The sequence below is a fragment of the Methylobacterium sp. 391_Methyba4 genome, assembly GCF_029691625.1.
Classification (GTDB): Bacteria; Pseudomonadota; Alphaproteobacteria; order Rhizobiales; family Beijerinckiaceae; genus Methylobacterium; species Methylobacterium fujisawaense.
This window is the reverse complement of the sequence record NZ_CP121475.1, coordinates 5,974,285-5,995,393: the sequence shown is the minus strand read 5'-3', so window position 1 is coordinate 5,995,393 and position 21,109 is coordinate 5,974,285. Positions and strand designations below refer to the sequence as shown.

At 71.5% G+C, this 21,109-nt stretch carries 21 protein-coding genes; 12 read left to right on the top strand and 9 right to left on the bottom strand.

Translation table 11 applies throughout. The annotated features are described in order from the left end of the window. Window positions 1-10: 10 nt before the first annotated feature. The 4 genes from P9K36_RS28300 to P9K36_RS28285 all read left to right on the top strand — a co-directional run bounded on the left by P9K36_RS28300 (window position 11) and on the right by P9K36_RS28285 (window position 3,475). Entirely contained in the window at window positions 11-1,069 is a 1,059-nt protein-coding gene (locus tag P9K36_RS28300) for a flagellar motor switch protein FliG (RefSeq protein WP_043347401.1), read from the top strand. Continuing rightward, a complete protein-coding gene (locus P9K36_RS28295) occupies window positions 1,066-1,677 on the top strand; it encodes a FliH/SctL family protein (protein ID WP_043347399.1) in 612 nt (203 codons plus the stop codon). The genes P9K36_RS28300 and P9K36_RS28295 overlap by 4 nt, the downstream gene beginning before the upstream one ends. A 10-nt stretch (window positions 1,678-1,687) precedes the next feature. Continuing rightward, a complete protein-coding gene (fliN, locus tag P9K36_RS28290; RefSeq protein ID WP_012321962.1) occupies window positions 1,688-2,020 on the top strand; it encodes a flagellar motor switch protein FliN in 333 nt (110 codons plus the stop codon). Between the two features lie 93 nt (window positions 2,021-2,113). Next, complete coding sequence (locus tag P9K36_RS28285; protein WP_043386056.1) at window positions 2,114-3,475, top strand: sigma-54 dependent transcriptional regulator; 1,362 nt, start codon at window positions 2,114-2,116, stop codon at window positions 3,473-3,475. A gap of 109 nt (window positions 3,476-3,584) precedes the next feature. On the opposite strand, the gene P9K36_RS28280 is transcribed toward P9K36_RS28285, so the two are convergent. Together P9K36_RS28280 and P9K36_RS28275 are read right to left on the bottom strand one after the other, a co-directional pair. Continuing rightward, window positions 3,585-3,869 carry a hypothetical protein gene (locus P9K36_RS28280; RefSeq protein WP_043347393.1) on the bottom strand — a complete coding sequence of 95 codons (285 nt, stop codon included), beginning with the start codon at window positions 3,867-3,869 and terminating at the stop codon, window positions 3,585-3,587. Window positions 3,870-3,971: 102 nt separating this feature from the next. Beyond that, the gene (locus P9K36_RS28275) at window positions 3,972-5,282 is read right to left on the bottom strand and encodes a capsule biosynthesis protein (RefSeq protein ID WP_043386053.1); all 1,311 of its coding nucleotides are present in this window, start codon (window positions 5,280-5,282) and stop codon (window positions 3,972-3,974) included. A gap of 192 nt (window positions 5,283-5,474) precedes the next feature. Between P9K36_RS28275 and P9K36_RS28270 the strand changes: the two genes are divergently transcribed. The 3 genes from P9K36_RS28270 to fliP all read left to right on the top strand — a co-directional run bounded on the left by P9K36_RS28270 (window position 5,475) and on the right by fliP (window position 7,808). Next, window positions 5,475-5,906: a hypothetical protein gene (locus P9K36_RS28270; RefSeq protein WP_043386051.1), complete on the top strand. Its 432-nt coding sequence runs from the start codon at window positions 5,475-5,477 to the stop codon at window positions 5,904-5,906. A 100-nt stretch (window positions 5,907-6,006) separates the two neighbouring features. Further along, complete coding sequence (locus tag P9K36_RS28265; RefSeq protein WP_278306274.1) at window positions 6,007-7,029, top strand: flippase-like domain-containing protein; 1,023 nt, start codon at window positions 6,007-6,009, stop codon at window positions 7,027-7,029. Window positions 7,030-7,082: 53 nt separating this feature from the next. Further along, entirely contained in the window at window positions 7,083-7,808 is a 726-nt protein-coding gene (fliP, locus tag P9K36_RS28260) for a flagellar type III secretion system pore protein FliP (protein ID WP_278307331.1), read from the top strand. A 114-nt stretch (window positions 7,809-7,922) separates the two neighbouring features. Here the strand turns inward: fliP and P9K36_RS28255 are convergent, their stop codons facing one another. From P9K36_RS28255 to P9K36_RS28240, 4 genes are all read right to left on the bottom strand, one after another. Continuing rightward, a complete protein-coding gene (locus P9K36_RS28255) occupies window positions 7,923-8,084 on the bottom strand; it encodes a hypothetical protein (protein ID WP_278306273.1) in 162 nt (53 codons plus the stop codon). Beyond that, a complete protein-coding gene (locus P9K36_RS28250; RefSeq protein WP_052083768.1) occupies window positions 8,081-11,473 on the bottom strand; it encodes a hypothetical protein in 3,393 nt (1,130 codons plus the stop codon). The genes P9K36_RS28255 and P9K36_RS28250 overlap by 4 nt, the downstream gene beginning before the upstream one ends. A gap of 127 nt (window positions 11,474-11,600) precedes the next feature. Continuing rightward, window positions 11,601-12,308, bottom strand: coding sequence for an invasion associated locus B family protein (locus P9K36_RS28245; protein WP_043760167.1), 708 nt, complete (start codon window positions 12,306-12,308; stop codon window positions 11,601-11,603). A gap of 102 nt (window positions 12,309-12,410) precedes the next feature. Beyond that, window positions 12,411-12,587 (bottom strand): hypothetical protein, encoded by a 177-nt coding sequence (locus tag P9K36_RS28240; protein ID WP_164706345.1) that lies wholly within the window; start codon window positions 12,585-12,587, stop codon window positions 12,411-12,413. Between the two features lie 376 nt (window positions 12,588-12,963). On the opposite strand from P9K36_RS28240, the gene P9K36_RS28235 reads away from it, so the two are divergent. Next, window positions 12,964-14,409 (top strand): saccharopine dehydrogenase NADP-binding domain-containing protein, encoded by a 1,446-nt coding sequence (locus P9K36_RS28235; RefSeq protein WP_043350149.1) that lies wholly within the window; start codon window positions 12,964-12,966, stop codon window positions 14,407-14,409. A 227-nt stretch (window positions 14,410-14,636) separates the two neighbouring features. Here the strand turns inward: P9K36_RS28235 and P9K36_RS28230 are convergent, their stop codons facing one another. The 3 genes from P9K36_RS28230 to P9K36_RS28220 all read right to left on the bottom strand — a co-directional run bounded on the left by P9K36_RS28230 (window position 14,637) and on the right by P9K36_RS28220 (window position 17,150). Next, complete coding sequence (locus P9K36_RS28230) at window positions 14,637-15,530, bottom strand: transporter (RefSeq protein WP_111473438.1); 894 nt, start codon at window positions 15,528-15,530, stop codon at window positions 14,637-14,639. Between the two features lie 140 nt (window positions 15,531-15,670). Beyond that, window positions 15,671-16,522 (bottom strand): metallophosphoesterase, encoded by an 852-nt coding sequence (locus tag P9K36_RS28225; RefSeq protein ID WP_205782327.1) that lies wholly within the window; start codon window positions 16,520-16,522, stop codon window positions 15,671-15,673. Window positions 16,523-16,544: 22 nt separating this feature from the next. Then, on the bottom strand, window positions 16,545-17,150 hold the full coding sequence (locus P9K36_RS28220; protein WP_182591268.1) for a cation transporter: 606 nt from the start codon (window positions 17,148-17,150) through the stop codon (window positions 16,545-16,547). A gap of 189 nt (window positions 17,151-17,339) precedes the next feature. On the opposite strand from P9K36_RS28220, the gene croR reads away from it, so the two are divergent. From croR to P9K36_RS28200, 4 genes are all read left to right on the top strand, one after another. Beyond that, window positions 17,340-17,813, top strand: coding sequence for a 3-hydroxybutyryl-CoA dehydratase (croR, locus tag P9K36_RS28215; RefSeq protein ID WP_043350156.1), 474 nt, complete (start codon window positions 17,340-17,342; stop codon window positions 17,811-17,813). A 1-nt stretch (window position 17,814) separates the two neighbouring features. Then, the gene (locus tag P9K36_RS28210) at window positions 17,815-18,642 is read left to right on the top strand and encodes an RNA methyltransferase (protein WP_205782328.1); all 828 of its coding nucleotides are present in this window, start codon (window positions 17,815-17,817) and stop codon (window positions 18,640-18,642) included. A gap of 410 nt (window positions 18,643-19,052) precedes the next feature. Next, on the top strand, window positions 19,053-20,642 hold the full coding sequence (crtI, locus tag P9K36_RS28205) for a phytoene desaturase family protein (protein ID WP_043350165.1): 1,590 nt from the start codon (window positions 19,053-19,055) through the stop codon (window positions 20,640-20,642). Window positions 20,643-20,689: 47 nt separating this feature from the next. Next, window positions 20,690-21,109 (top strand): DUF2141 domain-containing protein, encoded by a 420-nt coding sequence (locus tag P9K36_RS28200; RefSeq protein ID WP_043350167.1) that lies wholly within the window; start codon window positions 20,690-20,692, stop codon window positions 21,107-21,109.

Sequence of the window (21,109 nt, the reverse complement as noted above, 5' to 3'; positions counted from 1 at the left end):
GGGCAACACGATGGCGGCAGGTGCGGGACAGGGTTTGGCGAACACGCTGGCGACGGCGGGCGGCGATTCGTTCGCGGCGATGCCCGGTCCGCAGCGCGCCGCCGCGCTCCTGCTGATGCTCGGTGAGGAGGAAGGCGCGCCGATCTGGCAGGCGCTCGAAGAGGAGGAGATCAAGAAGGTCAGCGCCGCGATGGTCCAGCTCGGCACGCTGGAGGCGACGACCGTCGAGAAGCTGATCATCGAGTTCGTGACGAAGCTCGGCAACAGCGGCGGCATCTCGTCGAATTTCGAGCGGACCGAGGCGCTGCTCCTCAAGATCTTCCCGAGCGATCAGGTCTCGCTGATCATGGCGGAGATCAAGGGCGCGTCGGGCAAGCGCGTCTGGGCCTCGATCGCCCAGGTCGACCCGGAGATCCTCGCCTCGTTCCTGCGCAACGAGTACCCGCAGACCGTGGCGGTGGTGCTGTCGCGGGTGCGGGCCGACTACGCCGCCAAGGTGCTCACCATCCTGCCCGAGGATTTCGCCATCGACTGCCTCAACCGGATGCTGCGCATGGAGACGGTGCAGAAGGAGGCGCTGCGCCACATCGAGGAGACCCTGCGGGTCGAGTTCGTCTCCACCATCGCCCAGACCCAGCGCCGCGACGCCCACGAGATGATGGCCGATGTGTTCAACGCCTTCGACCGGCAGACGGAAGGCCGCTTCCTCGCCGCCCTGGACCAGGCCAACCGCGGCTCGGCCAAGCGCATCCGCGAGCTGATGTTCACCTTCGAGGACCTGCTGAAGCTCGATCCCGGCAGCGTCCAGACGCTGATGCGCTCGGTCGACAACGACACCCTGTGCCGCGCCCTGAAGGGCGGCAACGAGAGGACCCGGGCCTTCTTCATGCAGCAGATGTCGACCCGGGCTGCCAAGAACCTCACCGACGAGATGGCCGCCCTCGGGCCGGTCCGGCTCAAGGAGGTCGACGAGGCCCAGGCGAAGATGACCGAGATCGCCAAGGACCTCGCCGAGAAGGGCGAGATCATGATCGCCAAGAATAGCGCCGAGGAGGAGCTGGTCTATTGAGCGCCCAATCCGCCCGGAGCGCCAAGCCGTTCCTGTTCGAGACCGATTTCCGCAGCGCCCGCCCGAGCGCCGAGGCCCAGCGCGCCGCCGAGGCCGCGCTCCGCGCCGAGGCCGAGGCGCATGCCCGCGGCCTGCAGGAGGGACGCGCCCAGGCCGAGGCGCAGGTCCAGGGGCGGCTCGCCGACGCCATGACCCGCCTCGCGCTCGCCGCCGCGGGCCTGATCGCCCAGGCCGACGCCCGCGACACCGAGCGCGAGGCGCAAGCGGTCGAGGTGGCCATGCTGATCGCCCGCAAGGTGGCGGGCGACGCCCTCGATGCCGCCCCGCTCGCCGGCATCGGCGAGGCGGCCCGGACGGCGCTCCAGCATCTGCGCGGCGTGCCGCACTTGGTGGTGCGGGTGCACGACAGCCTCGTCGAGGAGGTCGAGACCCTGGTGAAGCGCCTCGCCCGCGAGCGCGGCTACGAGGGCCGCCTCGTCGTCCTCGGCGACCCCGACATGGCGGCGGGCGACGCCCGCATCGAGTGGGCGGACGGCGGCATCGTCCGCGAGCGCGCCCGCATCGAGGCGGCGGTGCTGGACGCCCTCGGCCTGCCGACGAGCCTGTGAGGAGATCCTGATGTCCGACGATTTCAGCCTGCCCCAGCTCGGCGAGCACGACACCGACTACGCGGCGGGCTCGATCCGCGACGCGCCCACCACCCCGAAGACCGCCGCCGACCTGGAGCAGCTCTTCGACGTGCCCGTCATGGTCTCGGCGGTCCTGGGCTCGGCCCGGATGCCGATCGGCGACCTGCTGCGGCTGGCGCCCGGGGCGGTGCTCGAACTCGACCGGAAGGTCGGCGAGGCGATCGACGTGTTCGTCAACAACCGGCTGGTCGCCCGCGGCGAGGTCGTCCTCGTGGAGGATCGGCTCGGTGTGACGATGACCGAGATCGTCAAGGGTGAATGACCCGGGCGACCGAGAATGTGGCCCGGGCGCCGGCGACGGCCGCAGGCCAGTTCGGCGCGTAACCCGCGCCAGGATGTTTGAGAGGGACGAACCATGCGGCTCCTGATGATCGGGCGGCTCAATGGCGAGCTGATCACCGCCTCGAAGATTTGCATGCAGCGCGGCGCGTCGGTGACGCAGGCCGATGCCGTGCCGCAGGGCCTCAACGTCCTGCGCGCCCGGGGCGCCGACCTGATCATGATCGATGTCGGGCTGCCGATCCGCGAGCTCGTCACCGCCCTGGAGGCGGAGCGGATCCGCACGCCCGTGGTCGCCTGCGGCGTGTCGGCGGACGCGTCGGCCGCCGTGGCGGCGATCCGGGCCGGCGCCAAGGAGTACATCCCCCTCCCCCCCGACCCGGAGATGATCGCCGCGGTGCTGGAGGCGGTCGCCACGGATCGCGCGGCCTTCGTCTGGCGCGACCCGTCCATGGAGCGGGTGGTCAAGCTCGCCGAGCAGGTCGCGCGCTCCGAAGCCTCGGTGCTGATCACCGGCGAGAGCGGCACCGGCAAGGAGGTGCTGGCCCGCCACGTCCACCAGAAGTCCAACCGGGCGGGCAAGCCCTTCGTGTCGGTGAACTGCGCGGCGATCCCCGAGGCGCTGCTCGAATCCGAGCTGTTCGGCCACGAGAAGGGGGCGTTCACGGGGGCGGTCGCCCGACGGATCGGCCGGTTCGAGGAGGCCAATGGCGGCACGCTGCTCCTCGACGAGATCTCCGAGATGGACGTGCGCCTGCAGGCGAAGCTGCTGCGGGCCCTCCAGGAGCGGGTGATCGACAGGGTCGGCGGCACGGCGCCGGTGCGGGTCGACATCCGCGTGCTCGCCACCTCGAACCGCAACCTCGCCGAGGAAGTCCGGAAGGGCACGTTCCGCGAGGATCTGCTCTACCGGCTCAACGTCGTCGCCCTGCGGCTGCCGCCCCTGCGGGAGCGTCCGGCCGACATCATCGAACTCGCCACCCACTTCGCCCGGAAATACGCCGCGGTGAACGGGATGCCGGTCCGCCCGCTCTCTCCGGAAGCCCGGACCCTGGTGCTGAAGAACCCGTGGCGCGGCAACGTCCGCGAGCTGGAGAATACCCTTCACCGGGCGGTGCTGCTCGCCTCGGGCGACACGATCGGCCCGGAGGCGATTCTCTCGCCCGACGGCGAGACTTTCGCGGCCGAGGGACCGGCCGCGCGCGCCGCGCAGGTCGCCGAGGCCGCCACCCGCGGGCTGGTGGGGCGGACCGTGGCGCAGGTCGAGTGCGACCTGATCCTCGACACCCTGGATCATTGCCTCGGCAACCGGACTCACGCCGCCCGGATCCTCGGCATCTCCATCCGGACCCTGCGCAACAAGCTCAACGAATACGTCTCGGCAGGGCTCGAAGTGGCCGAGCCCGGGAGCGTCCGGACGAGTGTCGCCTGCGGCTGACGCGCCAGGGGTCGCGGGACCGATCCCCGCTCAGGCGCGCTGCCGCTCGGCGGAAATCCGGCCCGGAATCGATGCGGATGGCGGTGTCTCGACGCGGTGGTGAACGGTCCTAGCGCCGCCCGCTCTGCGCCGCCTTGTGGGCCTCGGTCTGGGCCGCGAAGGCCGCGTCGAGCTTGCGCAGCGACTCGTAGCGGGCCACGTCGCCCTCCACGTCGCGGATCGTCTCCTCGACCAGGTGGCGCTGGAGGGCCACCCGCGGATCGTCGGCGGGCAGCGCCTCCCGCTCCTGCAACCGGAGCACGGCCTGCCGCACCACCGTGTAGACCGCCTCGCGCTCCTCACGGGTCATCGACGGCTGGATCGCCTTCGCGACGAGATCGGAGAAATCCGACATGGCGTGTTAGCGTTCGCTCATTCTGGGACGCCCGAAAGGCCGGGCCGCCTCCCTCTACAGACCGCGCCGCCCCGGATCCAGATCCGGGAGCCGCGACCGCGGCTACATCCTCTGGTCGCGGATGCCTGCGAGCAGGAGCGCGGACGAACTCCAGATCACCAGGAAGCAGAAGAACGCCACCAGCAGGGTATGGCCCCGCTCTGGATAGAGGCTGTCGGTGGGAAGGACCGGAGGCACGAAGGTGGCCAGGAAGATGTGCTGCTTGCTGGCAGAGACGCGGGCCCGGTCGAGGAGGGTGTGGGCTGATTCCTCGAGCTTCTCGGCGATGGTCCGTTCGACCAGCAGGCCCTCGTACTGGAGCAGCGCCTCGGTCAGGTTCTGCCCGCCCGCGCCGGCGGTGGCGCTGGTCATCTCGTCCTGGAGCGTCTTCATCTGCTGGTCGATGGCCGCGATGTTGGCCACCAGCGTCTGGATCGAGCGCGACCGCTCGTCCAGATTGGAGCCGCGCAGGACCTGCAGGTCGTTCTCGGCCTTCAGCTTGTCCTTCCGCAGGGACGTCAGGGCCGTCAGCGTTCCCTCCGCTGACTTGATCGGATCGATCACGCCCCACTGATTGCGGAAGGCCTGCAGCGCGAGATGCGCCTTGCGCAGGCGGTCCTGCGCGACCTTGGCGTCGGCCTCGGCCTGGGCGACCATGTCGGACTGCGCCCGCTTCGAGATGTCGTTGATCAGAGCCTCGGAGCGCAACACCACCGCGCGGGCGATGGTCAGGGCGTCCTCGGGCGTGAAGGCGCGCACGGACAGGCGGATCACGCCTGAGATCGAGTCGATATGCGCCTCGACGTGCTTGCGCCAGTATTTGGTGAGATCCTCGATCGGATCGGTCGGATCGAAGCGCGCCCAGAAGTCCGCCTCGGACCGCGAAAACATCTTGGAAATGCCGATGCTCTTCTCGAGAGCCTCGACCAGGGTCTGACTGTTGATGTAGTCGCGGACGATGAAGCTGTCCTGGCTGTTATGCTTCTGGATCAGGTTCGTGTACTGGCCGAGCGAGATGTTCTCCATCGGCTCGACATTGCCGCGCACCGCGAACTGGGCCTCCGCGACGTACTGGTTGGACGCGAAGGCGAACAGGTAAAGACCGACCACCAGGGTGGGCAAAAGCACGAAGAAGCCGATCCGGCGGATGATCCGTGCGCCGTAGCTCGACGTGTCCTCCTGACGCGGGCGCAGACCGGGCAGACGGGTCCAGTCCAGGCGCTCACGGACCGAGGCGACGAGCGCTCGTGCGGTGCGCTTCTCCGGCACCGGCCGGATCGTCTCCGCGCTCCGCCGCAACTCGGTCATCGTCGGTGCGGCGAACGTCACGATCTCGCCTTCGCGCGTGTCGTCCTTGACGTCGTCGAAGCTCATCCGCTCTTTGTTCCTGGGTCTGCGCCGGTTCCGCTGCCGCGGCGCCGGCCGAGGGGCGGCCCGTGCGCGATAACCGGAATCCCGTTCTTTTAGGCCCTTTTTATGGCACCCGGCTTGGCCGCTCCGCCCGTCGCTGCACCGCGGCGACAGGCGCCGTAGCCCGCACCGGGTATCGCGTCCTACAGTCTCTGGATGATGACAGAACCCCATGTCCCGGGCGTGGATGGCCGCCCGACCGGCCGTTCGGCCAAGACCAAGCTCACCGAGATCGTCGTCGTCTGTTCCAAATGCGCCAAGCGGCAGGGTCTGCGCGGCCGAGACCTCCGTGCCCTGCTGAAAAAGGCCGGGAAGCAGGCCGCCCAGGACGGGGGAGCCGGCCGCCGGAGGAAGCTCTGTATCGTGGAATCGGGCTGCCTCGGCCCCTGCCCGAAGCGCGCGGTGGCGGTCGCCACCGGCGCGAGCCTGGCTGCGGGCCGCGTTTTCCTGCTCGATCCCGCCGCCGGCCCGGCCGAAGCGCGTGCCGCCGTACTCGATCCCGTCCTGCCCCGTCGTGCAATCCCCGAATTCGGCCCCAATACCGCTCTAGCGGCGATACCATCCGACGAATCGCCGCCGGTCCGCTGACCGGCACAACCTGGAGCGCGATCTTGCCCGCCTCTCGACGCGAGGCCCCCGCACCGTGACCGGCAACCACGTTTCCCGGAAGCGGCGGGCAGCCCACGCCGTGCTGCGTCGCCTCCCCTTGATCGGTACCCTGATCGGCCTCGGTCTCGCCGTCTGGCTCGTGGCGACCAACGATCTGGCCGCCGTGGCCACGGCCTTCGGGCGGATCGGCTTCGCGGGCTTCGCCGGCGTCACGCTGGTGCGGATCCTCGTGATCCTCCTCTGCGGCCTCGCCTGGGCGCGCATCCTCGACGGGCTGCCGCCCCCGGCCGGCCCGGCCTGTCTGATCCTGCGCTTCGTCCGCGAAGGCATCAACGTTCTGCTGCCCGTCGCCTCGGTGGGCGGAGACGTCCTCGGGGCACGCCTCCTCACCTTCTGGGGTGTTGCCGGGTCCCTGGCGGCGGCCTCGGTCCTGGCCGACCTGCTCTTCCAGGTCGGAACCCTCGCTTTGTTCGCCAGTCTCGGCGCGGGCCTCCTGAGCCGGGTCCAGGGCGCCGAAGCGGCTGCGCTCGCCAGCTGGACGCTGCGGACGCTGGCGGTGGCCGGTCTGGTGGTCGCGGCGTTCTTCGCCCTCCAGCGGATCGGCATCGTGCGGGTGATCGAGGATCGGCTCACCGCCCTCGGCCGGCGCTTCGTGCGCGAGACCGAGGCGCGCCCCGAGCCGCCCCGGCGGATCCAGGGGGCTCTGGACACGATCTGGGCGCCGAGCCGACGGGGCCACCTGGCCCAATCCTTCGTCCTGCACGCGCTGGCTTGGCTGCTCGGCACGGCAGAGGTCGCCGTCGTCCTCGCCTGCATCGGCGTGGATCATGTCGGCTTGGCCGACATCCTGGTGATCGAGGCGCTCAGCCAGGCGATCAAGGCCGCCGCCTTTCCGGTCCCGAGCGGCCTCGGTGTGCAGGAGGGCGGGCTCGTCCTGGTCTGCGGTCTGTTCGGCATCGATGCCGGCACCGCCCTCGCCCTCTCGCTCGCCCGCCGGGTGCCCGACGTGGTGCTCGGCCTGCCGGCGCTCCTCGTCTGGCAGAACCTCGAAGCGCGCCGGGCCGGGGTGCGTCCGGCCACACCCAGCTGCGACAATCCGTGACCCAGAATCGTCCCGTGCCGCCTCGCCCGGCGGCCCTTGTCCCGAAGCCGCGCCTGCGGCTGCTCGCCCTGTCCGGACTGGCCGGCGGTCTGCTCGCCGCCGGCCCCGCCCTCGCGCAGAGCGTCACCCTCGATCTGGGCGCCGGCGGCACCACCGAGCGCGCCCTGCAGCTCGTGGCGCTGATCACCGTCCTGGCGGTGGCCCCGTCGGTGCTGGTCATGGCCACGGCCTTCACCCGCATCGTCGTGGTGCTGTCGATCCTGCGGTCGGCGCTGGGCACCCAGACGGCGCCACCGACCGCGGTGCTGGTCAGCCTCGCGCTGTTCCTGACCGCCTTCGTGATGGCCCCCACGGGCCGCGCGGCCTACAGCGCCGGCATCGAGCCGCTGGTCGCCGGCCGGATCACGCAGGCGCAGGCGTTCGAGCGCGCCTCGGCGCCGTTCAAGACCTTCATGCTGCGCAATGTGCGCGAGAAGGACCTGAAGCTGTTCCTCGACCTCGCCAAGGTGCCGGCGCCGAAGGGCCCGGAGGATGTCGGCCTGGAAATCGTGACCCCGGCCTTCATGATCTCGGAACTGCGCCGTGCCTTCGAGATCGGCTTCCTGCTGTTCATCCCGTTCCTGATCATCGACCTCGTGGTCGCGTCGGTCCTGATGGCCGTCGGCATGATGATGGTCCCACCGGCGACGGTCGCCCTGCCGTTCAAGCTGATCTTCTTCGTGCTGGTCGACGGCTGGACCCTGGTCGCCGGCTCGCTGGTCCAGAGCTACGGCGGATGACGGCAGCCGCGACCGGCCGTCGACGATCCGGACGGCCTCCGCGGCGACACCGCAGGATCGCGCGATGGCGGGGATCGGTGCGCGGAGTCGCCTGACGGGCCGCGCGGCATCGGCCTAGACGCGGCCGGCCTGCGGCCTCTGCCGGGCGATCCCGCTCGACGTGCCGGCGCCCTGCAGGCCGCACCGGATCTCGCGCCGCTCGGCCTTCCGTTCGGGCGTGCAGACGCGACCGTCGTCGGTCGTCAGGAAGGCGTCCGGATCGACGGGCCGGCTCACCCGGGCGGCGCGCCGGGCGATCCGGCGCTGCTCTGCTGGCCGCCCGCCCCGCCTGCCTGCGGAGCCTCCTGGGACGCCTCGCCGCTCGCGCCGGGTGCGTCCGGCCCGCCGCGCGCGGGTGTGGCGGCGTCCGGGTAGCGCTTGCGATACTCGGCCAGGAACGCCGACAGGGTCTGAGCCTTCGTGGCGCGCGCGGCGATGTCCCGGAAGCCCGGCGCCCGGGTCGGGTCCATGCCGGTCAGGAGCGCGAAGGTGCGGGCGTCCGGGCTCGCCGCCATGGCCTCCGAGAACTTCGCCTTGAGCCGCTCCAGGCCGATGGCTTCGTGCGCGAGATCGTAGGCGATCGCGGCGCGGATCACGTCGGCGCGCGCCTGATCGTCCAGCGGCTGGCCGGACTGCCACGAATCGCCGAGCAGCGCCTCATGGGCCTCGCCGGCCTCGCGCCAGCGGCGTGCGCCCCAGTAGATGTCGGCGCGCAGCCGGTCGATATCCGGGCCGCTCTCGCCGTCGATCGTCTCCAGGGCGAGGTCGGTCCGGGTCAGGTCCGACAGGGCACGGGCGCGGATCAGGCCGCGGGCGCGCCTGAGCTCGCCCGGGAGCTCGGGCAGCTCGGTGGCGTCGAGGGCCTTGAGCGCCTCCATCGGCTTGTCGTCCATCAGCCGCACCGTCGCGAGCCGCGTCGCCACGGCGGACCGCGCCGGGCCGGTGAGGCGGTTGTCGATCTGGTACTTCAGGAGGTCGGCGGCGGAATCGAGGAGGTCGAGGCCCACGAGGCGGTCGGCCAGCCGGCGCACCACCGCGTCGCCGCGCCGCCCGATCGGGCTCAGCTCCCGGAAGTCGAAGAAGAGCGCCACGGCCTCGATCCCGGAGAGCTTGTCGCCCTTGTCGGTGAGGTACAGGTTCTCGAAGGCCATCTGCGCCTCCCGCGTCAGGGCCTCCGTGGTGGGGGCGTTGGGCGCGGAGGCATTGGCCCGGCGCACCACCGTGAAGGCGTCCCGCCACCGGCCCGCGTCGAGGTAGAGGCGGGCGAGGCCGGCGGTGATGCCGTCCTCGACCGGGCCGCCGTGCCAGGTCAGGGCGAGCCGCTCCAGCCGCTCCGTGGCGGCATCGAGGGCCAGCTTGCCGGAAGCCCGAGCCAGGAGCGCCCCCCTGAGGGCGGCCTCGCCCGAGACCGGCCGCACGGCTGAATCCTCCAGGCGGGCATAGGCGTCGAGGGCCGCCTCGGTCTGGCCGGTCGCCTCGGCCACGCGGGCGCGGACCAGGGCCAAGCGGTCCCGGATCCAGGGCGCCAGATGACGCTCTGCCTCGGCCCGGGCGGCGGCGGTCTCGGCATCGCCGTTCTCGATCGCCGATTCCGCCGCGCTCGCCCGGATCAGCTGCGCCACATCCGTGGGATAGCCACTGGCCAGCGGCAGCACCTTGAGGAAGCCGGCTTCCGCCGCCTTCCAGTCGCCCGCACCCGCTGCCGCCATCGCCCGCCACAGGGCGGCCTCGCGATCATCGGCCAGGGGCGGCACGCTGAGGGCCTTCAGCGCCTCCGCGTTCCGGCCGATCCGCACCAGGGCCATGCCCCGCAGGATGGCCGTCTCGCGCTGGGAGGCCAGGAGCGGATCGTCGGCGGCCGCGATCTCGAGGACCGTGAGGCCCTCGTAGTCGAGGCCGTTGGCCAGATCCGCACGCGCCAAAGCGAGGCGGGCCGGACCGCGCTCGGATGGCGTCGCAGCGACGGCCGCGTCGAAGAGGCCGCGCAGGGTCTCGCGGACGTTGCCCATCCGGGCACGCTCCCAGGGCTCCTTCGCGATCGCAAGCGCACCCGCATCCGCGAGCACCGCTTCCGGCTTGCGGGCCGCCATGGAGGCGGCGAGACCGCCCTCACGGCCGATCGAGACGCTCTCGAGCTCGGGCCGCACGGCGAGATCGTCGGCGCCGGCCAGCACCGCGAGACCGTGCCGGCTCGGCAGGATCTCGAAATCGACGAAGCGGCGGCTCTTCGGGTTGCCGACCGGGCGCTGCGCGGCCGAGGTGACCACCGCGATCCGCTCGTTGTCGAGGGTGAGCCACGTCGCCGAACCGGGATGCGGCAGCGCCAGGGTGACGGCCATGCGGCCGGACGGATCGGGTTTGCGGACGGGATCGATCGTGTCGCTCGGACTCAGCGTCTCGCCCGCCGAGAGTTCCCAGGCGACTCCGCTGGCGGTGGTGACGGCGCTGAGATCGACGAGGCGTCCGGGCGGGACGGGAAACCGCATGACCGTGAGCGGGCCGCTCCGGGCGGGCGGCCCCATTGGCGCGAGCCCCTGGCTCGCCGGCGGCAGGGTCACCGGCTCGGCGGTCTCGAAGGCCAGGGTCGCGACGCCGCCGCGCTCGAACAGGATGGCCGGCGGCAGGGTTTGGAACGGGAAGACCAGGCCGCCGCCGGCACGGCGCTTCGGCGGTGCCTCGGGAGGCCGGGGCGGAGCGGCCGGCGCCGCCTGGCGTGGCGGGACCGGGACCGGGATCGGCGGCGACGCTGTCGCAGCGGCTGGACCCGGCACGTCGACGGCGGCCGTCGCCGGCTCCGGCGGCTTGCGCCGGACCACGTCCACGATGATGGCGCCGTCCTCGCGCTCGGTGCCGATCGTGAACCCGTCCTCGGGGGTGACGAGCAGGCTCGCCGAACTCGCGTCGATCTCCGTGGCCAGCTTGGCGATGCCCGGCCTCGGACGGCCGCGGGTCTCGCCCGTGTCGATGGTCCAGGCCCCCACCACCCGCACCCGCGTCGCCGGCCCCTCGGCGGTCACCGTTGAGACGGCCTCGGCGGGCAGGCGCAGCGACAGCCGCGTCAAGGTCGGAAGCCGCGCCAGTTCGAGCGCCAGCGGCCGGCGCACGGGTTCCGGGATGCGCGCCCTGAGCGCCTCCTCGGCGGCCCGAGCCCGGCGGGCGAGTTCGGCGATCACCTCCGGCGGGAGCGGCGGCGGCAGGCCGGACCAGCCCTCCGGCAGCAGGTCCACGAACACCCGCTCGCCGGCCGTCTGGACGTTGACCTGGTAAGGCCGCTGCAGGGCGAGCCGGAGGCCCGTCCCGTCAGGATCGCGGCGGACGCTGGCGACGAAAGCCGGCATGTCGTCGGCGAGGTGCTCGGGCCCGGCCGCGATCCGCTCGCCGTAGCCGACGAGCAGCACGCCGCCGGCGAGCTTGGTCTTGATCGCGACCGGCTTGTCGAAGGTGAACACGATCCGGCCGTAACCGCCGGCACCGTTGCCGCTCTCGCTGCCCTTCGCGCCGATCAGCCGTGCGGCCAGGACCGGGTCGATCGCCGCCAGAAGGGCAAGCAGCGCCAGCGACGCCGTCGTCAGCAGCCGCACGCCACGTCCTCGACCGACCCGGGGTCGCCCGCCCACCGATCCCATCGCCTCGCCGATCCGAACCCGGCGCGCGGCACTGGACGCGCCGCGGCGCGCGGCGCCACATCTCGGCGGGATCCTGCCGCGCTGCGGCTAACGCTGGCTTAACCGTAACCGGAAAAGGCGACGGGCCTCAGCCGCTGAGGGCGACGGCCCGGTCGAAGGCCTGGGGGAAACCCACCAGCGGCACCGAGACGGTGGCCGGTTCGGTGCCCCCCGCCTTCTGACCGGTCACGGTGAGCGCCTTGGCGGTGCGCATGCCGTCGAGGGCCAGCGTCGGGAAGCTGATCGCCACGATGCAGCCCTCGGCGCTGCAGGTCGTGTAGGGCGCGCCCTTGCCCAGGGTCTGCTCGTCGAGCTTGAAGGTCACGCCCGGCTCGATGGCAAGTCCGAAGGGCATGAGCACGATCCCCTCGGAGCGGCCGTTCGCCGGCGTCTGCAGCTCGATGCCGAACTTGCGCCGGCCGGTCTGCGAATCACCCTGCGCCTGGGCCACGATGCAGGTGACCTTCTCGTTCGGACGCGTGCAGGTCATCGTCCAGTCGCCGTAGCTCTCGCTGACGGTGCTGGCTCCGGTGGGCCACGCGGCGTGGGCCGGCGCCGCCGCAGGCGTGGCGGCCGCCTCGGACTTCGCCGCCTCGGCGGGCTTGGCGGCCTCCGCGGGCTTGGCCGCCTTGTGGGGGACGGGCTTCGGCCGGGGCTTGGGACGTGCCTTGGCGGGTGCCTCGGCGGCCGGCGCGGCCTCGGGCTCGGCATCCTGTGCGCGCGCCGCCAGGATCGGGACCGCCGTGAGCAAGGTCGCGATCAGGCTGAGACGCAGATGCGCACGAAATGTCGGCATGGAATCACGATCCCCCGAAGCCATTGGACGGCAGAGCCGCCTAATGCCCTAGCCGGGGCGACGCAATCGTCCGGAGCATCGTCAGTGGGTCGGGGGCCGCCCTCAGAGCGGATTCGGGCCGCCGACGGCGCGGGCCAGGGCGCAGCGGCGCGCGAAGGCGGTCTCCGCTCCGTTGCGCAGGCCGCGGGCGACCGCAAAGACGAGGGTGAGGAAGCCGGGATCACGGTCGGCGGTCTCGACGGCCGGGCCGGGGATCCGGGAGGTTATGAGCGCGAGCATGACGGACTCCAAGTGCGAGGGCCCGGGCGTTTCCACGCTCCCCAGTTCCTGCGGTCCTCTCGGTGACCTTGCTGCACTGCAATATGAGCCATGCACGCGGAGCCTGCCATCCGTTCCAAGGCGGGGGGCGCATGCGTCGAGGTCATGGTTTCGACCCGGCGCGTGCAAGATGCCGTTAACGAAGGCGCGGATCCGCGCGGTTGACCGGCGACGGGCGAGCGGCCATTGAGCGCGCTTCCGGCGACTCGGCCCCTGGACCGCACCGGCACCGCTCCGGCGGCGCGGGCCTGTCGCTGCACTGTCACACGCGCGCCATAACCCGCCCGCGAGCCAGATGAGCGGACGCGCCCGGCATCCGCCAACGAGGATATCCCGCATGACCGATCAGCCGACCCGTCACCCGATCCACGGCCGGATCACCGGCCCCATCGTGATGATCGGCTTCGGCTCGATCGGCCGGGGCACCCTGCCGCTCATCGAGCGCCATTTCGAGTATGACCGGGCCCGCTTCACGGTGATCGACCCGGTCGACACGCATCGCGCCCTCGCCGAGAAGCACGGCCTGCGCTTCGAGAAGGTGGCGCTGACGCCGGAGAACTACCGCGACGTGCTCACCCCGCTCCTCACTGAAGGCGGCGGCCAGGGCTTCTGCGTGAACCTGTCGGTCGACACCTCCTCGCGGGCGATCATGGAGCTGTGCCGCGAACTCGGCGCCCTCTACATCGACACCGTGGCCGAGCCCTGGCCGGGCTTCTACTTCGACAAGACCAAGAGCCAGGGCGACCGCACCAATTACGCCCTGCGCGAGAACATCCTCGACGCCCGCGAGCAGAAGCCGGGCGGCACCACGGCGGTCTCCTGCTGCGGCGCCAATCCCGGCATGGTCTCGTGGTTCGTCAAGCAGGCGCTCCTGAATATCGCCCAGGATACCGGCCTGGAGCGGCCGGAGCCCAAGACCAAGGCCGAGTGGGCCGCCCTGATGAAGGATCTGGGCGTGAAGGGCGTCCACATCGCCGAGCGGGACACGCAGCGCGCCAAGAATCCGAAGCCGCGCGGCGTCTTCGTCAACACGTGGTCGGTCGAGGGCTTCGTCTCCGAGGGCAACCAGCCGGCCGAGCTCGGCTGGGGCACGCACGAGACCTGGAAGCCCGACAACGCCCGCGAGCAGGAGAAGGGCTCGCGCTGCGCGATCTATCTGCTGCAGCCGGGGGCCGACACGCGGGTGCGCACCTGGGTCCCGACCGCCGGCTCGCAGTTCGGCTTCCTCGTGACCCACAACGAGGCGATCTCGATCGCCGACTACTACACGGTGCGCGAGGGCGATAAGCCGGTCTTCCGGCCCACCTGCCACTACGCCTACCACCCGGCCGACGACGCCGTGCTGTCGCTCCACGAGATGTTCGGCAAGGCGGCCAAGGTGCAGGAGCAGCAGCACATCCTCGACGAGACCGAGATCGTCGACGGCATCGACGAGCTCGGCGTGCTCGTCTACGGCCACAAGAAGAACGCCTACTGGTACGGCTCGCAGCTCTCCATCGAGGAGACCCGCAGGGTCGCACCGTACCAGAACGCCACCGGCCTGCAGGTGACCTCGGCGGTGCTTGCCGGCATGGTCTGGGCCCTGGAGAACCCGGAGGCCGGCATCGTCGAGGCCGACGAGATGGATTTCCGCCGCTGCCTGGAGGTCCAGACCCCGTATCTCGGCCCGGTCGTGGGCGTGTACACGGACTGGACGCCGCTCACCGACCGCCCGGGCCTGTTCCCGGAGGACATCGACACCAGCGATCCCTGGCAGTTCCGCAACGTGCTGGTGCACGGCTGAAGGCTCTGCCGCGCCCCGTCAGCCGGGGCGCGGATCCGCCGCCTGAACGGCAGCGCAATCCTGCACGCAAAAGGGGCCTCCGAGATCGACGATCTCGGAGGCCCCTTTTGTACGGGCGCCCCGTCCGGCCCCGTCGTCGTGCATTCGCCGCGCGGCAGCGGTCCGTGACCCGGATCCGCCGCCTGCGCCCGGGATGGCACCAGCCCGGACAGCGTCAGCCGGCTTGGCTACTCGGCCTGCCGCCGCGTCACGAGGGTGCGGCCCGGCTCGACCTCGTTCTTGTCCTGGTACAGCGGCACGATCGCCCGCAGCCAGCCGCGGACCTCGCGGCCGCCGTAATTGCGCTCGACCACGTCGTGGGTGAGGTAGGCCTGGAGGTTCACGGGCCCGAAATTGTAGCCGACGAGACCGCCCACCGCGATCTGCCCCTGCGGGCGGTAGCTCGCCACCCCGGTGGGAAGGTCCGTCGACCCGAACGCCACCGCGCCGACCTGCCACGCGCCGAACTTCTTCGTCATGGTCAGGTCGAGGTTCAGGTAGTCCGGGTACAGGGTGCCGCTGGGCGAGCGCGGGTCGAGGAAGACGCCGTAGAGCAGGTTCGCCGTGAGGTTCCAGCCCTGGCCGGTGTAGCTGACCGCGAAGCGGTGGGTCAGCGAGGCGGACTGGGTCAGGAAGCGCGTCTGGATCGGCAGGTAGCCGCCGAACAGGTAGCTGACACCCACATCCCCGCCGAGATCCCAGGCGAGCTGCGCGGCGAGCAATTGCTGGCCGACGCCGCTCTGGTAGGGCGCCCCCTGGCTGCTCGCGGCCGCGATCGGCTGGGTGAAGAAGAATTGCAGGCGCGCGCCCGCGACGTCCCAGGGCGTCGCCCACGCGAAGGTCGGCAGGTTGACGTTGGTCGCGGAATCCCGCGGGCGGGTGCCGCGCACGCCGAAGCTCGACAGGTTCACGAAATACAGGCCGACGGGAAGCTGATCGCCCACCGGCAGACCGACCGTCTGCCCCGGCTGCGCAGCGGAAGCCGCCCGGGCGCCCGTCGCCGTCGACGCGACGGAGATGGGAGCGGTGACGGCAAGAACCACCGCCGCGAACTCGCGTGACGTCAGGCTAAATCCGACCATGAGAACCCCGAACCAGGCCCCCGGGATGCGGGGCCGATCAGGGTTGGACGGGCGCTCGCTCCGACAACATCCCGCCGTTACGGCCAAGCCGTGCGCAACGGCACAGCCTCGACGGTCCGATCTCTTGGGACGGGACTAAATCACCGGTTCTCAACTTCCACGACGAAATCGCTGCTGTAGGTCGCGCCCTCCACCGGGTTCGAGACCCAGCGGCAGCGCCCGACCGCGAGGTCGTGGCCCGCGTGGAAATGCCCGGAGATCCACAGCGCCGGTCGCGCGGGATCGGAAAGGGCGTCGAGGGCCGTGCTGGCATAGAAGGCCGGCACCCACCAGGGAACGCCGGCCACGTCCCGGAACCGGTCCGCGGCCAACGGGCTCGCCGGGTGATGGGTCACCACGACGGTCGGACCGTCGTGCGGGATCTGCAGCGCCGCGTGCAGGGCGGCCCGCTCGATCCGGTGCTCCGCCATCGCGTCCGCGGGCTGCCAGGGGCTGCCGTCGGCCTTGCGGATCGCGCCGAGATATTCCCGGGAGCCCGTCACAGGATCGGTCATGCGGGCGGCCGCGTAGGCCACCGGATCGGCGGGCCGGTCCGGGGCATCCGGGGCGAGCCAGCGCCCGGCGAGGTCCCAGTCGCTCCACAGGGTGGTGCCGACGAAGCGGACGCCGTCGATGACGCAGCTCTGCGCGCGCTGGAGCAGATGGATCCGGGCACCCAGCTCGTTGAGCCGGGCGACCTCGCCTTCCAGGGCGGCGAGCAGCTCCGGTGCGGTGCGCCGGTCCCCGGTCGGGGCATAGCGCTCGTGGTTGCCCGGCACCAGCACGATCGGCCGCCCCTGGGCGAGATGCAGCAGGGCCGCGAGCCCCCGTTCGGGATGCCCTTCGTGGAGGTCGCCGGGGCAGGCGAGCAGGTCGAACGGCTCTGCGGGCGGCGCGATCAGGTCGAGGCGGCGCCGCTCCAGGTGCAGATCCGAGATGGGGAAGATGCGCATGATGGTCGCTGCTGAGGGGCCGCTATCGTGCGGCTCTGCGCTCGGCCGCGGCCGCCTTGAGGATGTCGGCGGCCGAGTCGGCGTTGAGGATCGCGATCCCGGCCGCCACGACGAGGTCGGGCCAGGGGGATGGGTGGAGGGCCGTCACGAGGCCGGCGGCGATGATCGCCAGATTGGCGTAGGCGTCGTTGCGTGCCGAGAGATAGGCCGCCCGGGTCAGGCTGCCCGAGCCGGAGCGATGCCGGGCGAGCATGAGCGCGCAGGTCAGGTTGACGGCCAGTGCCCCGAGCCCCGCGAGGGTCAGGGGCAGAGCGGCGGGGGCGGTGAAATCGGCGATCTTGCCGTAGGCCGCCCAGGCGCCCGCCAGCGCCGGCAGCAGCAGGATGCCCGCCATGGCGGTCCCGAGGCGGGCGCGGTTGCGCGCGCTCCAGCCGAGGCCCGCGAAGATCAGCAGGTTGATCGCGGCGTCCTCGAGGAAATCGAGGCTGTCGGCGATCAGCGCCACCGAGCCGATGGCGAGCGCCACCGCGATCTCGATGCCGAAATAGCCGAGGTTGAGCGCCGCCACGCGGGCGACGACCGGGCGCAGGGCGGGCCGCGCGGGCGGGGGCACATCATCGGCGATCACGGGACGCCTCTTCGCCGACGCGCACGGCTCTGTCGAGCGGCTGTTGAGAAAACCCTGTCGGCGGCTCAAGAAAGTTCGAGGCCCTTCAGCCTTTGTCCGGGTGGATTCGGCGCCGGGATCGTGCGACGCCGTTGCCGGAGCCGGCCGCACGAGACGAATGACCGGCCCGAACCGGAGGTCTGCCGCGTCATGCTGCCCGAACTGCGCGTGCTCTATTTCGAGGATCTCGAAGTCGGACTGTCGGAGACTCTGTCGAAGACCATCGCCTCGTCGGATGTGGTGGGTTTCGCCGAGATCACCGGCGACCGCAATCCGATCCACCTGTCCGAGCACTTCGCCGCGCGCACGCCCTTCGGCACCCGCATCGCCCACGGCCTGTACACGGCCGGGCTGATCTCGGCGGTGCTGGGCACGCGCCTGCCCGGACCGGGCGCCGTCTACATCTCCCAGACCCTGAACTTCCGCGCCCCGGTGCGGATCGGCGACGTCGTCGACGTCACCGTGACGGTGGCCGAACTCATGCCCGAGCGGCGGCGGGCGCGCCTCGCCTGCCGGTGCTCCGTCGGGGGCGAGACCGTCCTCGACGGCGAGGCGCTGGTGAAGGTGCCGACCAAGGCCGAGGCCGACCCGCTGGCGAGCCGCACCGAGCGCGCCCAGGGCTGAGGTGACCCCGGACCCGGAAGACCTCGGCGACCCGGACGATCCCCGCCTGGAGCCCTATACCCGGATGCGCGAGCGCGACCTCGTCGGCCGCGCCGGGCGCTTCATCGTCGAGGGCGAGGTGACGCTGCGGCTGCTCCTCGGCCGCCGCAGCCGGTTCCGCGCGGAATCGATCCTGATCGCCCCGGAGCGCTGGCCAAGCCTCGTCGCCGACGTCGCCGCCTGCCCGGAGCCGCCTCCGGTCTATTGCGCCAGCAAGGCGGTGATGAGCGCGGTCACCGGCTTCCCGATCCACCGGGGGGTCCTGGCCATCGGCCTGCGCGGCGCGGAACCCGCGGCGACCGCCCTCGTGCCGCCGCCGCCCGCACCCGCGCTGGTGGTCGGCCTTGCCGGCCTGACCAATCACGACAATGTCGGCGCCGCCTTCCGCAACGCGGCCGCCTTCGGGGCCGACGCGGTGATCCTCGACGGAGAGAGCTGCGATCCGCTCTATCGCAAGAGCATCCGGGTTTCGGCCGGGGCCGCGCTGATCCAGCCCTTCGCGCGGCTCCCGGCGGGGCAGGACTGGCTGCGGCTGGCCGACGCCCTCGACCTCCAGCCGTTGGCCTTCAGCCCGGGGGCGACCGAGCCCCTGGATGCCCTCACCGTGCCGGCGCGGGCGCTCCTGATCCTCGGCACCGAGGGGCCGGGCCTCGACGCGGCGACGCTGGCCCAGGCGCGGCCGCTCCGCATCCCCATGGCCGCCGGATTCGATTCGCTCAACGTCGCCACGGCGGCGGGCATCGCCCTGTTCACCATCGCCCGCGGCCAGGGGCGCCTCGGTCCGACGTGAGCGCGCGGCGCCGGCGGGTCGGGGCCCGGAATCCGATCTCGGCATCGCCGCCCTGGCCGGGCGCCCGATGCAGGGGGCGGTCGGCAGCGGGACCTTCGGGCGGAGGCCGGACTCGGCATGGATGGTATCGACGCCTGGGCCGGTGCTGAGGCGCAGGATGTCCGCCGACCGGCGGCTCCCGGATGATGGCCGCGTCTCGGCCCGCGCAGGTCCGCGGCCTGCGGGCCGGCCCGCCCTCGGGCGCCTCGGTGGCCGGGACAACGGCGGCCTTGCGCAAATCTTGCGAATGGGTGTCCCTGGTATGATCGTATACAGCGTTCTGCGCGCGACAAACGGCTGCAATTGCCGCGCGATGATGCCAAGCTAGCTTGGCCACATGGGTGTCGGGATTCTGTGAGGAGTCGGGGACGTTGCTTCAGTCTGGGGATGGGTTGCGAGCGCTGACCGGGCGCCGGGTGGCCGTGGTCGGGGCCGGGCCAGGTGGGCTTGCCTCTGCCCTGCTCCTGGCGCGGGCCGGGATCCATGTCACCATCTTCGAGAAGGATTCCCAAGTCGGCGGCCGGACGAAAACCGTTGAGGCGCCCGGCGGATACCGCTTTGATATCGGACCGACGTTCTTCCTCTATCCGCAGATTCTGGCGGACATTTTCGCGAGCTGCGGGGAGCGGCTGGAAGACCACGTCAAGCTCGAGCGGCTCGACCCGCAGTACCACCTCGTTTTCGAGGGGCAGGACGGCATTTCGGGGACGATCAGCGCCACGGGCGATGTCGGGCGCCTGGAGCAGGAGATCGCCCGCCTCGCGCCGGACGACGCCAAGAACGTCAAAGCCTTCTTCGCCGAGAACCGCACCAAGCTGAACTATTTCAAGCCGGTCCTCGAACAGGCCTTCCACACGTTGCGCAGCATGGCGAGCCCGGCGATGCTGGCTGCCCTGCCCTACCTGCATCCGGGCCGAAGCGTCGACCGCGACCTCAAGCGCCACTTCGCCGACCCGCGGGTGCGCCTCGCCTTCTCGTTCCAGACCAAATACCTCGGGATGTCGCCGTTCCGGTGCCCGAGCCTGTTCACCATCCTGTCGTTCCTCGAATACGAGCACGGGGTCTACCACCCCGTGGGCGGTTGCGGGGCCGTCTCGGAGGCCATGGCGGGCTTGGCCGGCCGCATGGGCGTCGATCTCCGGCTGAACAGCACGGTCGAGCGGGTGCTGTTCGACGGCAAGCGCGCCTGCGGCCTGGTGGCGGACGGCGAAACCTTCAACGCCGACGCGGTGATGATCAACGGCGACTTCGCCAAGGTCGTCCGCGCCCTCGTCCCGGAGCGGCACCGGCCGCGCTGGCGCGACGCCAAGATCCAGAAGGCCCGGCTCTCCTGCTCGACCTTCATGCTGTATCTCGGCCTCGAGGGGAAAATGCCCGACAGCCTCGGGCATCACACGATCCTCCTGGCCGATGGCTACGAGAAGAACATCCGCGAGATCACCGAGGGCACGCTGCCGATGCAGCCCTCCCTGTACGTGCAGCATGCGGGCTACACGGACGGCGGCATGGCGCCCCCCGGGCATACGGCCCTCTACGTTCTGGTTCCGGTGCCGAACCTTAAGGCGGGGATCGACTGGTCGACGCTGCGGGAGACCTACCGCGCGCTGATCCTGGAGCGTCTGAAGCTCCTCGGAATCGACGATCTCGAATCCCGCATCCGCTACGAGCGGATCATCGATCCGACCCAGTGGGAGGAGGATTTCGCCGTCCATGAGGGCGCCACCTTCAACCTCGCCCACGACCTGATGCAGATGCTGTATTTCCGCCCGCACAACCGCTTCGGACCGGGGCTGTACATCGTCGGCGGCGGCACGCATCCGGGCTCCGGCCTGCCGGTGATCTACGAGGGTGCCCGCATCTCGGCACGGTTGCTGATCGAGGAACTGGCCGGCGCCCGCGCCGCCGCCACGGCGGGCATTCCCGATACGGCGCCCTTGGCGACCTCCGGCGAGGCCTCGTGAGCGCGGCGACGGATCGGAGGAGACACGGCCGCGGGCCGACGGGCCGCGTGACGATCGCCCTGTCGGCTTGGCTCTGCGCCGCAGCCCTGCCCGTCTCAGCCGCCGCCGTTCAGGTCGAGGTCGACGGGATCGAGCCGGGCGGCGGTCAGGTGCGCGTGGCGCTCTGTCAGGGCGGTCTTTCGGAGACGTCGTGCCTGCGGGGCGACGACTCGCCGGCGACGGCCGACCGGGCGCTGTTCACCTTCCGGGACGTTCCGCCGGGGACCTACGCGGTGGCGGCCTATCAGGACGCAAACGGCAACGGACGCCTCGACCGGACCGGCCTCGGCCTGCCGCTGGAGCCCTACGGCTTCTCGGGCGCCGTCGGGCGCCGGGCGCGGCCCGATTTCGCCGAGGCGGCCTTCGCCCTACGGGAACCGGGCGCCGCCCTGCGGGTGCGCCTTGGCCGTGCCCTTCCGAGACGGTGA

Coding starts and splice junctions, on each gene's coding strand:
- P9K36_RS28240 (WP_164706345.1), bottom strand. CDS start 12,587: ATGCTCGCGCTCATAACCTCCCGGATCCCCGGCCCGGCCGTCGAGACC.
- P9K36_RS28280 (WP_043347393.1), bottom strand. CDS start 3,869: ATGTCGGATTTCTCCGATCTCGTCGCGAAGGCGATCCAGCCGTCGATG.
- P9K36_RS28250 (WP_052083768.1), bottom strand. CDS start 11,473: ATGGGATCGGTGGGCGGGCGACCCCGGGTCGGTCGAGGACGTGGCGTG.
- fliN (WP_012321962.1), top strand. CDS start 1,688: ATGTCCGACGATTTCAGCCTGCCCCAGCTCGGCGAGCACGACACCGAC.
- P9K36_RS28270 (WP_043386051.1), top strand. CDS start 5,475: ATGATGACAGAACCCCATGTCCCGGGCGTGGATGGCCGCCCGACCGGC.
- P9K36_RS28275 (WP_043386053.1), bottom strand. CDS start 5,282: ATGAGCTTCGACGACGTCAAGGACGACACGCGCGAAGGCGAGATCGTG.
- P9K36_RS28225 (WP_205782327.1), bottom strand. CDS start 16,522: ATGCGCATCTTCCCCATCTCGGATCTGCACCTGGAGCGGCGCCGCCTC.
- croR (WP_043350156.1), top strand. CDS start 17,340: ATGCTGCCCGAACTGCGCGTGCTCTATTTCGAGGATCTCGAAGTCGGA.
- P9K36_RS28230 (WP_111473438.1), bottom strand. CDS start 15,530: ATGGTCGGATTTAGCCTGACGTCACGCGAGTTCGCGGCGGTGGTTCTT.
- P9K36_RS28235 (WP_043350149.1), top strand. CDS start 12,964: ATGACCGATCAGCCGACCCGTCACCCGATCCACGGCCGGATCACCGGC.
- P9K36_RS28245 (WP_043760167.1), bottom strand. CDS start 12,308: ATGCCGACATTTCGTGCGCATCTGCGTCTCAGCCTGATCGCGACCTTG.
- P9K36_RS28300 (WP_043347401.1), top strand. CDS start 11: ATGGCGGCAGGTGCGGGACAGGGTTTGGCGAACACGCTGGCGACGGCG.
- P9K36_RS28285 (WP_043386056.1), top strand. CDS start 2,114: ATGCGGCTCCTGATGATCGGGCGGCTCAATGGCGAGCTGATCACCGCC.